Here is an 11555-nt window from a genome sequence, read left to right on the forward strand (position 1 = left end):
CGTATTTTCGGCCTCAATCAACGCCGCCCGAACAATAAAAAGATCGACCGGGAGCAACCATGAGCCGCACGCCGCACGACACGATTACCTGGGGCATGATGCTCCGCAAGCTGCCTTCCATTGCCAAAGCCATTCCTCGCGTGGTGAAGGGCATGAAAGCCGCCAACGTCAAGGACCCGACCCAACCGTGCGGCCTGGGCTGGAGCTTCGAACAAGCGACGTTGCGCAATCCCGATGGCCCGGCATTACTGCAGGGCGAGGTGGCGCTGACTTATTTTCAGGTCAACCAATGGGCCAATCGGATTGCCCATCATCTGATTGCCCAAGGCATCCGCAAGGGCGATGTCGTGGCGGTGTTTATCGAGAATCGGCCGGAACTGCTGGTGACGATCCTGGCGGTGGCCAAGGTCGGCGCGATCAGTGCCTTGCTCAATACCTCGCAAACCCGCGATACCCTGGCTCACAGCCTGAACCTGGTGACGCCCGCGGCGATCATTGTCGGAGAAGAGCTGGTGCCGGCGTTTTCGGCGGTTCGCGAACGGGTGTCGATCGACGCGGCGCGCACCTGGTTCGTCGCTGATCAAGACACCTTCAGCCATCCGGGCATTGCGTCCGACGGGTTCATCAACCTGATGACCGCCAGTGCCGACAGCTCCAGCGCCAACCCCGCCAGCAGTCAGCAGGTTTTTTTCGACGACCCTTGTTTCTATATCTACACCTCGGGCACCACCGGCTTGCCCAAGGCCGGGGTGTTCAAGCACGGCCGCTGGATGCGCAGTTCCGCAAGCTTCGGGCTGATCGCCTTGGATATGCGCCCGGAGGATGTCGTCTATTGCACCTTGCCGCTCTACCACGCCACCGGGCTCTGCGTGTGCTGGGGCTCGGCGATCAGTGGCGCCTCGGGTTTTGCCATTCGCCGCAAGTTCAGCGCCAGTCAATTCTGGAACGATGTGCGCAAGTACCGCGCGACCACCCTCGGTTACGTCGGCGAATTGTGCCGCTACCTGGTGGATCAACCGCCCAGCGCCGACGACAGCAAGCACAGCGTGACGAAGATGATCGGCAATGGCCTGCGCCCCGGCGCGTGGGGCGAGTTCAAGACACGCTTTGCGGTGAATCACATCTGCGAGCTCTACGCCGCCAGCGACGGCAACATCGGCTTCACCAACATCCTCAACTTTGATAACACCGTCGGTTTTTCCCTGATGTCATGGGAGTTGGCGGCCTACGACCACGACAGTGGCGCTCCGATTCGGGATGCCAAGGGCTTCATGCGCAAAGTCGCCAAAGGCGAGCAGGGGCTGTTGCTGGCCAAGATCGACGACAAGGCGCCGCTGGACGGCTACACGGACCCACAGAAGACCGAAAAGGTTGTGCTGCACGACGTGTTCGAGAAGGGCGACCGTTACTTCAATACCGGTGACCTGCTGCGCAACATCGGTTTCGGTCATGCGCAGTTTGTTGATCGTTTGGGAGATACCTTCCGCTGGAAGGGTGAAAACGTCTCGACCACCGAGGTCGAGAACATCCTTTTGCAACACCCGAATATTTCCGAAGCCGTGGCCTACGGCGTGGAAATCCGCAACACCAACGGGCGAGCGGGGATGGCGGCGATTACGCCAGCGGAGTCCCTGGCGACCCTGGACTTCAGTGAGTTGCTGGCCTTCGCCCGGGAGCAAATGCCCGCCTATGCGGTGCCGTTGTTCTTGCGAGTGAAAGTCAAAATGGAGACCACCGGCACCTTCAAATACCAGAAGACTCGCCTGAAGGATGAAGCGTTCGACCCCGGCAAAACCGGCGATGATCCGATCTATGCCTGGTTGCCGGGGACCCAGACTTACGTGCAGGTCACTCCGCAGTTGCTGGCGGATATTCACGGCGGCGCTTTTCGTTATTGAATGCAGCACTATTGAATGTGCCTATGGCCGTCCATGAGAAAAAAGAAGTGACAGCCCCGGGGCTGCTCGGGAAACTGTCGGCTTTGCGAATAACAGAACGTGGAGTGCCCAATGTCAGACCAAAGCCGCCAGATGACCCCCGAAGAAGCCGCTGAATTTGCCGAACAGGTATTCAACAAGGCGCGCGAGGGCGATGCGGCCATGATGGCTGCGCTGTTGACCAAGGGCCTGCCGCCGAACCTGCGTAACCACAAGGGCGACACCTTGCTGATGCTGGCCGCTTACCACGGCCATGTGGAGACGGTAAAAGTCCTGCTCGAACACAAGGCTGACCCGGAAATCCGCAACGACAACGGCCAGAGCCCGATTGCCGGCGCGGCATTCAAGGGTGACCTGGCGGTGGTCAAGGCCCTGGTTGAAGGCGGCGCGCAAGTGGAAGGTTCATCCTTCGATGGCCGTACCGCGCTGATGATGGCGGCGATGTTCAATCGCGTCGAAATCGTCGACTACCTGATCAGCAAAGGCGCCGACCCGAAAGCCAAGGACGCCAATGGCGTCTCTGCGCTGGATGCCGCCAAGACCATGGGCGCGGCGGACACCACGGCGCAGTTGCAGAAATTGCTCGGCTAATTCTGGCCATGTAGCAGCTGTCGAGCCTGCGAGGCTGCGTTCGGCTGCGAAGCAGTCGTAAAACCTGTATGTGCGGTCTCCCTGAAACACCGCATCGTCTGATTTCACGACTGCTGCGTCCGAACGCGGCCCGAGCCGAACGCAGCCTCGCAGGCTCGACAGCTGCTACACACACACCATCAATACACCCACACCTCAACCCGCCGATTCTTGATTCGCCCCTCATCCGCGCTATTGGCCGCCACTGGCATCTCGGCGCCAAAGCCACGAATCTCGCGAAACACCACGCCGCTTTTCACCAGTTCCCGCCGCACCGCCATGGCGCGCAGTTTCGACAGCAGATCGGCCCGCGCCGGATCACTCTTGGCGTCGCCAAACCCCACCAGCGTCACCTGCCGATTGGTCTTGTCACGCTGCTTTATATAGTCGAGCACCCGCCACAGGTCCTGCCGGGCCTTGTTGTCCAGCGTCGCACTGCCTTCTTCGAAACGGAAATTCACCGTCAGTCGTTGGGCGTGACGGCTGAGCGCCTGATAACCCTCGGGCATCAGCGCGTTCGGTGTGACGGTCATCGCCTGGACGGTCTGAGCGATAAAACCGTTGGCCGCGACAATCGCCTGACCCTTGCTGCTTTGGGCGAACGCCACCAGTGCGTCAGCCCAGGGATTTTTCCCGTTGGGTGGCAGGTAAAAGAACAGCCGGCGGGACAACGGATAGTCTTCCGTGGCAATCAGGCTGTTGAGCGGCAGCATGGCTTGGGATTGGCCATCGGCAATCGCCACGGCTTTGGCCTGGCGCACGTAAGGCAAGCCGATGAAGCCGATACCTTGCGGGTCGAGGGCGACCGCGTCAGACAATTGCTCGCTGGATTCGAAACGTTTCGCCGCGCTGCTCAGCGTTTTCCCACGACGGCTGAGGACCAATTCCTTGAACGTATCGTAGGTGCCCGATTGGTCATCCCGCGCATAGAGATGAATCGTCCCACCGGTGCCGCCGAGTTCTTCCCAGGTTTTTGCCTCGCCGCTGAAAATTCGCGCCAGTTGTTCGGTGTCCAGTTCACTCAACGGATTTTGCGGATGAAGAATGATCGCCAGACCATCGATGGCGATGACCTGCTCGGAGCCGGCGCTTTTAAAGTCGCCCAAGTGTGCAAGGTCTGCCCGTTCGCTGTCCTTGATCGGGCGCGAGGAGGCGGCGAGGTCGGCGGTGGCGGTTTTCAGGGCGGTGAAACCGGTGCTGGAACCGTGTGCCGCGATGTCCACCGCGACCCGGCGGCCCTGAACGGTTTCGCCGATGACGCGCAGTTCGTTGGCTTTGTCCGGGGCTTCGCTGTGAATCTTCAGCAGGCCCTGTTCGCGCATCAATCCCTCAACCAGCGCCGGGCCCAGTGCGGCGCCAATGGTGTTGGAACCCTGGATGCGCAGCACCGGGCCAGACTCGGGCGTCGGCAACGCGCCAGCCGACGCCGTCAGCGGCAGCCAGGCGCACAGCATCAACAGGAACAACACGCGCAGCGTCATGCCGGCACCTTATAAGCCAAAGGAAGTGCCGGGAGAATAAGTCAGTAAGGTTTCTGAAAGATGACAGTTATCGACATTGTAGGAGCGAGCCTGCTCGCGAAAGCGGTGTTTCAGTCGACATCAATATCGAATGACACACCGCTTTCGCGAGCAGGCTCGCTCCTACAGTTGATCTATGTCGATAGATAGAGATCAGCTCAATTCAAGCCAGATCGGCGCATGATCCGATGGTTTTTCCATCCCGCGCAGTTCGTAATCCACACCCGCATCCTTTACGCGTGGCAACAATCCGTGGGACGCCATGATCAAGTCAATCCGCAGCCCACGCTTGGGCTCATCCTCAAAACCGCGGCTACGGTAGTCGAACCAGCTGAAACGGTCGGCCACCTCCGGGTTCAAGTGACGGAAGCTGTCCACCAGACCCCAGTTCTTCAAACGGGCCATCCACTCGCGTTCTTCCGGCAGGAAGCTGCATTTGCCGGTTTTCAGCCAGCGTTTCATGTTGTCCGGGCCGATACCGATGTCGCAGTCTTCCGGGGAAATGTTCACGTCGCCCATCACCACCAGCGGCTGATCGTTGCTGAACTGGCTTTCCAGCAATTGCTGCAGATCGTTGTAAAAGCGTTCCTTGGCCGGAAACTTGGTCGGGTGATCGCGGCTTTCGCCCTGTGGGAAATAGCCGTTCATGATGGTCACCGGCACGCCATTGGCGTCGGCGAATGTGCCCCAGATGAAGCGGCGCTGAGCGTCTTCTTCATCGGTGGCGAAACCTTTGTGCAGCGCGATAGGTTCCTGGCGCGAGAGCAGGGCCACGCCGTAATGACCTTTTTGACCATGGAAATACACGTGATAGCCCAGCGCCTGAACCTCGGCCAGCGGGAATTGGTCGTCGTGAACCTTGGTTTCCTGCAGTCCGATCACATCTGGTTGATGCTTTTCGATCAGCGCCGCCAGCTGATGGGGGCGAGCGCGCAGCCCGTTGATGTTGAAGGAGACGATCTTCATGGTCGGCAGTCCTGGCAAAAGGGCGATGCTAGCTGACATGTAGGAACGGGGCCAGTGTTGAGGCAGGGGAGTTACCTTGTTCTGTCAGACATGTGTTGTCTTTGCTGGCCCCTTCGCGAGCAAGCCCGCTCCCACAGGGTTCTCGAGCGAACACAAAATCTGTGTACGCCACAAAACCTGTGGGAGCGTGGCTTGCCCGCGAAGAGGCCAGTCCAGTCGATGAAGATCCAACCTTGGTCTATACCTGTGGGGGAACTGTATTACCACCCAAAGGCTCGTACCAATAAGAGCGCAGTCATTTGAGCTGTGCCCCGGGGAGAAATACCGTTATGCCCGAAACCTCGACCGTCATCGCCGATATTCACATGCTCGACAGCGGCTATTCCCGCGAAGCGCGTTCGTTGTTGTACCAGGCTTACCGGCATGAGCCGACGTTCGGCTACCTGTTCGAAGCGGAGCGTCCCGGTTATGAACAGCGGGTCCGCGCCACCGTGCGCGAGTTGGTCACACAACACTTTCTTCAGGACTTGCCGGCCATCGGCCTGCTGGTCAACGACCGGTTGATTGGCATCGCGCTGATCGCGCCGCCGCAACGCCGCCTGGGCATCACTGAAAGTTGGGCCTGGCGTCTGCGCATGGTGCTCAGCACCGGGTTTCGCTGCACCCGACGTTATCTCGAGTATCACGATGCCGTGATGGCTTGCGTGCCGTCCGACTCGGTGCACCTGCTGCCGTTGCTGGGGGTTCATCCGCAATTTCAGGGCAAGCACTTCGGCGAACAATTGCTGCAAGCGGTGCATAACTGGTGCGCGGTGGATGAGCACTCTGAGGGCGTCATCCTCGATACCGGGAATCCTCGTTATCTGGAGTTCTACAAGCGTCAGGGCTATGAGGAAATCGGTGAGGTCGCCGTAGGACCGATTCGCGAACACGTGTTTTTCCACGCCAACCCGCAGGTGTTACAAACAGCAACGGCATAAAGGTAGAACTTTCACTGCACGCCAGGCTCTATCACGCTCCCAAGCTCGTGATAGCATCCGCGCCTATGAAGTTTCCAGGAAGAATTACCAGCGGCGTGCTGATGCTGATTACCAGCTGCGCGGCGCTGGCGCAAAGTGAATTGGATGTTCGGATCAAACCGTCCAACGATGAACTGAAAGCCAATATAGAGGGCTATATCGGCAGCCTCGGCGATCGTGACGAGGAAGCCTTGCTGCGCTTCAGTCGTGGCGCCGAAGAACAGGCGCGCAAGGCCGCCCAGGCCTTGGGTTATTACCAGCCGCAGATCGACTCGGATGTGAAGGGCGGCAAGACGCCGCGCCTGGTGCTGAACATCGATCCCGGCGAGCCGGTGCATTTGCGCAACGTCACTATTCGCATCGACGGTCCGGCCGCCACCCTAAAATCCTTCCGTGTACCCAAAAGCAATGCGCTGAAAACCGGCGCAGTGCTCAACCACGGCCATTACGAAGACGCCAAGCGCCTGATTCAGAATCAGGCCTCGCGCTTTGGCTTTTTCAGTGGTTATTTCAGCAGCCAGAAATTGTTGGTCGACCCGCGGGCCGGCGTCGCCGACATCGAACTGATCTACAACAGCGGCCCGCGATATTCACTGGGCAAGGTCAGTTTCGAAGGTGACACGCCGTTCGACGAAGACTTGCTGCTGCGCATGGTGCCATTCAAGGCGGGCGCGCCCTATGACTCCGAACTGATCGCCGAACTCAATCAGGCGATGCAATCGAGCGGCTATTTCGAAAGCGTGCGGGTGGATGCGGCGCCGACGGCGTCCAAGAACGACGTGATCCCGGTGGACGTCAAACTCGAAACCCGCAAACCACGGACCATGGGTCTGGGGCTGGGTTATTCCACCGACGTCGGCCCACGGGTCAAGGCCAACTGGACCCGGCACTGGGTCAACCCTCAGGGGCACAGCTATGGCTGGGAGACCGAAGTTTCGGCGCCCCGGCAGAACGTCGGTGTGTTCTATGACATTCCCCTGGACCCGCCGCTGACCGACAAGCTGCGGTTCGCCGGTGGCTATCAGAACGAAGAAATTGCCGACAAGGACTCCCTCAGCAAACTGCTGACCCTCGGCCCCGAGTGGCACAGCAAGCTGCCCAGCGGTTGGCAGCGGGTGGTGTCGCTCAAATGGCAGCGCGAGGAATTCAGGCTCGGCGACGACTCGGGGCTCAGTACATTGCTGATGCCTGGCGTCAGCTATTCCTACCTGAAAAGCGACAACCGCATCGACCCGCACAACGGTTATCGCCTGGCATTTGAGACCAAAGTGGCCAAGGAAGGTTTGGGTTCGGACACCAATTTGGTCTACGGCACCGCGCTGGTGAAAGGCTTGACCACGGTCTTCGACAAACACCGCTTCCTCGGGCGGGTGCAGGTCGGCGGCAGCGCCACCAACGGCTACAAATCGGTGCCGCCGTCGCTGCGCTTCTTTGCCGGTGGCGATCAGAGCGTGCGCGGCTACGACTACCAGAGCCTGTCCCCGGAAAACTCCGAGGGCGACCGCATCGGTGGCCGCTACATGATCGCCGGCAGTGTCGAATATCAGTACTCCATCGCCGAGAAATGGCGGGTCGCGACCTTCATCGACCAAGGCAACTCCTTCAATACTCTCGAACTGCCGGACCTCAAGACCGGCGTCGGCATCGGTGTGCGCTGGGTTTCTCCGGTAGGGCCGATACGCCTCGACCTGGCCCATGCGATGGACGACGACGGCGGCATTCGATTGCACTTTTCCATGGGGCCTGAACTGTGAAGCGTGGTTTGAAAATAACGCTGCTGGCGATTCTGGCGCTGCTGATGCTGGTCGTCCTGACCGTGGCCACAGTGATTGGCACGGCAACGGGCAGTCGCTGGGCGCTGGGATTTGTGCCAGGTTTGACCGTCGAGAATTTCCAGGGTCGTCTGGGCGGACAGTGGAGTGCCGACCATGTGCTGTGGCAGCAGGACAGCAGTCGGGTTGAGCTGGATAAGGTGATTTTCGCCTGGTCGCCGCTGTGCCTGACGCGCATGACCCTGTGCATCGAACAATTGAAAGCCGATCAGGTCAGCCTGCAGTTCCCGCCAGGCACGGAAGAAGAAAGCAGCGGGCCGATCAGTCTCCCGGATTTGAAACTGCCCTTGGCCATCGAGCTGGGTGATGTCCAGGTCGGCAGCCTGCTGTTCAACGGCAGTGAAGAACTCAAGGGTCTGCAACTGGCGGCGCACTGGACGGCCAACGGTTTACAGATCGATTCCGTTCATTTGCAAAGGGATGACCTGAGCCTGAATCTGTCAGGCCTGCTGCAACCCGGCGGAAACTGGCCGCTCAAGGCCGAAGGCAAACTGACCCTGCCTGCCCCCGGCACCGGGCCTTGGACGCTGGCCCTGAAGGTCGACGGCGATCTGCTGAAAACCCTGAACCTGAAAGCCGACAGCAGCGGTTCCCTGAACGGGCAGTTGACCGGCGAACTGCAACCGCTGGTGGAAAACCTGCCGGCCAAGGTGCGGATCACCGCTGACGGCTTCAAGGCCAGCGCCGATCTGCCGGACACCTTGCAACTCAACCAACTGGAACTCACCGGTGACGGCAACTTGAAAAACGGTTACCAGTTGCTCGGCAAAGCCACGTTGCCCGCAGAATCCGGCCCGGTCGCGCTGTTGCTGCAAGGCAAGGTCGACGCCAATGGCGCTCATATCGCCGGGTTGGACCTCACGGCCAACGACAAGCAAAGCCTGAAACTCACCGGTAACCTCGACTGGAGCAAAGGCCTGAGCGCCGACGCAAAAATCGACTGGCTGGATTTCCCGTGGCATCGCCTCTACCCGCTGATCGACGAGCCAGAAGTGGCGTTGCGCAGCTTCAACGGTGAAGTCTCCTACACCGACGGCCAGTACATGGGGCACTTCAACGCCGCACTCGACGGCCCGGCCGGGGCGTTCAGCCTGACCAGCCCGTTCAGCGGCGACCTGACGAAAATCTACCTGCAACAAATTCAACTCGAAGCCGGGCAGGGCAAGGCCGAAGGGCACCTGAACCTGCAGTTCGCCGACGGCATTGCCTGGGACACGGCACTGGACCTGTCGGCGATCAACCCGGCGTACTGGGTCGCGGAGTTGCCGGGTACGCTGGCCGGACCCTTGCGCAGCAAAGGCGAGATGAAGAATGAAAAACTCAGCCTGACCGCTGATCTCGACTTGAAAGGCAAACTGCGCGGCCAACCGGCAGTGATCCAGGCCAAAGCCGATGGCGGCGGCGAGCAATGGAACCTCAACGCGCTGCAAATTCGCCTCGGTGATAACAGCATCAACGGCAAGGGCAGCTTGCAACAGAAGCTCGCTGGCCAGATTGATATCAAGCTGCCGCGCCTGGCTCAGCTGTGGCCGCAACTGCGCGGCCAGCTCAATGGTCGCATCGATGTCGCCGGGACGCTCAAGGCCCCTCAAGGCAAGCTCGGGCTGCAAGGTACGCAACTGGCGTTTGAAGACAATCGCCTGCAAAGCCTGAACCTGGACGCGACCCTCGACAGCGGGCAACGGGCCAAAATCGACCTCAAGGGCAGTGGCATTCAGGCTGGTGATACGTCGCTGGGGACACTGACCGCCAGCGGTCAGGGTGATATTAAAAATCAGAAACTCACCCTCGACCTGCAAGGGCCGAAGCTGAAACTCGCCCTCGGCCTCGACGGCAATCTGGACAAAGGCAATTGGCGTGGACGGCTGGCCAGTGGCGATATCCAGGCCGGCGGTCAGGACTGGAAGCTGCAAGGTCCGGCGAAGCTTGAACGGCTGGCGGACGGCAAGATCAATTTTGGCGCTCATTGCTGGACGTCCGGCCCGGCCAGCCTGTGCGGTGAGGATCAGCGCCTGATGCCTGAGCCGAAGCTGCGTTATCACCTCAAGCAGTTCCCGATCGATAGCCTGGCGCAGTGGTTGCCCAAGGATTTCGCCTGGAAGGGCCGGCTCAACGCCGACCTGCAACTGGACCTGCCGGCCAGCGGCCCGAACGGCCAGATCAGCGTCGATGCCAGCGGCGGCACGTTGCGCATCAAGGAGAAGGACCAGTGGCTGGACTTCCCGTACCAGACCCTGAAACTGAACAGCAAACTCACGCCCAAGCGAATCGACACTGACCTCAATTTCGTCGGCGGCAAGCTCGGTGAGCTGATGCTCCAGGCGCAGATCAATCCGTTACCGAAGGACAAGCCACTGACCGGCTCATTCCGTTTGAATGGACTGGACCTGTCGGTAGCGCGGCCGTTTGTGCCGATGGTCGAGAAACTGACCGGACGCTTGAATGGCAGCGGCACGCTTGCAGGTACGCTGCTGGCGCCCCAGGTCAACGGCAATCTGTTGCTCAGCGACGGCGAGATTTCCGGGCCTGAACTGCCGATGGACCTTGAAGCGCTGCAACTTAAAGCCGTGATCGCGGGCGAAACCGTGCAATTGAACGGCGGCTGGAAAAGTGGCAAGAACGGGCAGGGCAGCTTGAGCGGGAACATCGCCTGGGGTCAGGCGTTGGTGGTGGATCTGGCGCTCAAAGGCACGCAATTGCCCGTCAGCGTAGAACCCTACGCCAAGCTGGAAGTGGCGCCGGACCTGAAGATTTCGCTGAAGGACGACAAACTGGCCGTTGCCGGCAAGGTGCTGGTGCCGAAAGGCGAGATCACCGTGCGCGAGTTGCCGCCTTCGACGGTCAGGGTGTCCGCTGACACGGTGATCGTCGGCCAGCAGACCGAAGAGGGCAAACCTCCGATGGCCATGGCGATGGACATCGATGTGGTGGTCGGTCAGGACAAACTCAGCTTCGCCGGGTTTGGCCTGACCGCCAATCTGCAGGGGCATGTGCACATCGGCGACAACATGGACACCCGCGGCGAGCTCTGGCTCAACGATGGGCGTTATCGTGCCTACGGTCAGCGATTGACCGTGCGCCGGGCGCGTTTGCTGTTTGCCGGCCCGATCGACCAGCCGTATCTGGACATCGAAGCGATCCGCCAGACCGACGACGTGATCGCCGGCATTCGCCTGAGCGGCAGCGCCGAGCAGCCGACCACCCAGATATTCTCTGAGCCGGCGATGAGTCAGGAGCAGGCGTTGTCCTATCTGGTGCTGGGGCGTCCGCTGAGCACCAGCGGTGAGGACAACAATATGCTTGCCCAAGCCGCGCTGGGGTTGGGCTTGATGGGCAGTTCGGGGGTGACCAGCGGGTTGGCCAAGAACCTGGGCATTCAGGACTTCCAGCTCGACACCCAAGGCAGCGGCGCTGCAACCAGCGTGGTAGCCAGCGGCAATATCTCCGAGAAGCTCAGCCTGCGTTATGGCGTAGGCGTGTTCGAGCCGGCCAACACCATTGCCTTGCGTTACAAGCTGAGCAAGAAGGTCTACCTCGAAGCGGCGGGCGGCGTGGCCAGTTCGCTGGATATCTTCTACAAGCGGGATTTCTAACCCCCTGCACGAACCCTGTGGCGAGGGGGTTTACCCCCGTTGGGCCGCGTAGCGGCCC

The 11555-nt window shown here is 60.3% G+C and carries 7 protein-coding genes; 5 read left to right on the plus strand and 2 right to left on the minus strand.

Annotation, left to right across the window (positions count from 1 at the left end; translation table 11 throughout):
- Positions 1–59: 59 nt before the first annotated feature.
- Both QF010_RS08530 and QF010_RS08535 read left to right on the plus strand, forming a co-directional pair.
- Positions 60–1898 carry a long-chain-acyl-CoA synthetase gene (locus QF010_RS08530; protein ID WP_429532894.1) on the plus strand — a complete coding sequence of 613 codons (1839 nt, stop codon included), beginning with the start codon at positions 60–62 and terminating at the stop codon, positions 1896–1898.
- A gap of 111 nt (positions 1899–2009) precedes the next feature.
- The gene (locus QF010_RS08535) at positions 2010–2528 is read left to right on the plus strand and encodes an ankyrin repeat domain-containing protein (protein ID WP_429532895.1); all 519 of its coding nucleotides are present in this window, start codon (positions 2010–2012) and stop codon (positions 2526–2528) included.
- 179 nt (positions 2529–2707) lie between these two features.
- Here the strand turns inward: QF010_RS08535 and QF010_RS08540 are convergent, their stop codons facing one another.
- Positions 2708–4048, minus strand: a complete 1341-nt coding sequence (locus QF010_RS08540; protein WP_429532896.1) for a substrate-binding domain-containing protein — start codon at positions 4046–4048, stop codon at positions 2708–2710.
- A gap of 192 nt (positions 4049–4240) precedes the next feature.
- Positions 4241–5053, minus strand: a complete 813-nt coding sequence (gene xthA, locus QF010_RS08545; RefSeq protein ID WP_429532897.1) for an exodeoxyribonuclease III — start codon at positions 5051–5053, stop codon at positions 4241–4243.
- Between the two features lie 329 nt (positions 5054–5382).
- Here xthA and QF010_RS08550 point away from each other — a divergent pair, with 329 nt between their 5' ends.
- From QF010_RS08550 to QF010_RS08560, 3 genes are all read left to right on the plus strand, one after another.
- Complete coding sequence (locus QF010_RS08550; RefSeq protein ID WP_033057121.1) at positions 5383–6033, plus strand: GNAT family N-acetyltransferase; 651 nt, start codon at positions 5383–5385, stop codon at positions 6031–6033.
- Between the two features lie 65 nt (positions 6034–6098).
- Positions 6099–7826 carry an autotransporter assembly complex protein TamA gene (locus QF010_RS08555; RefSeq protein WP_429532898.1) on the plus strand — a complete coding sequence of 576 codons (1728 nt, stop codon included), beginning with the start codon at positions 6099–6101 and terminating at the stop codon, positions 7824–7826.
- Positions 7823–11497, plus strand: coding sequence for a translocation/assembly module TamB domain-containing protein (locus QF010_RS08560; protein WP_429532899.1), 3675 nt, complete (start codon positions 7823–7825; stop codon positions 11495–11497). Before QF010_RS08555 ends, QF010_RS08560 begins: the two co-directional genes overlap by 4 nt.
- The last annotated feature ends 58 nt before the right edge of the window (positions 11498–11555 follow it).

It is taken from the genome of Pseudomonas silensiensis, from assembly GCF_050434865.1.
GTDB lineage: Bacteria > Pseudomonadota > Gammaproteobacteria > Pseudomonadales > Pseudomonadaceae > Aquipseudomonas > Aquipseudomonas fluorescens_W.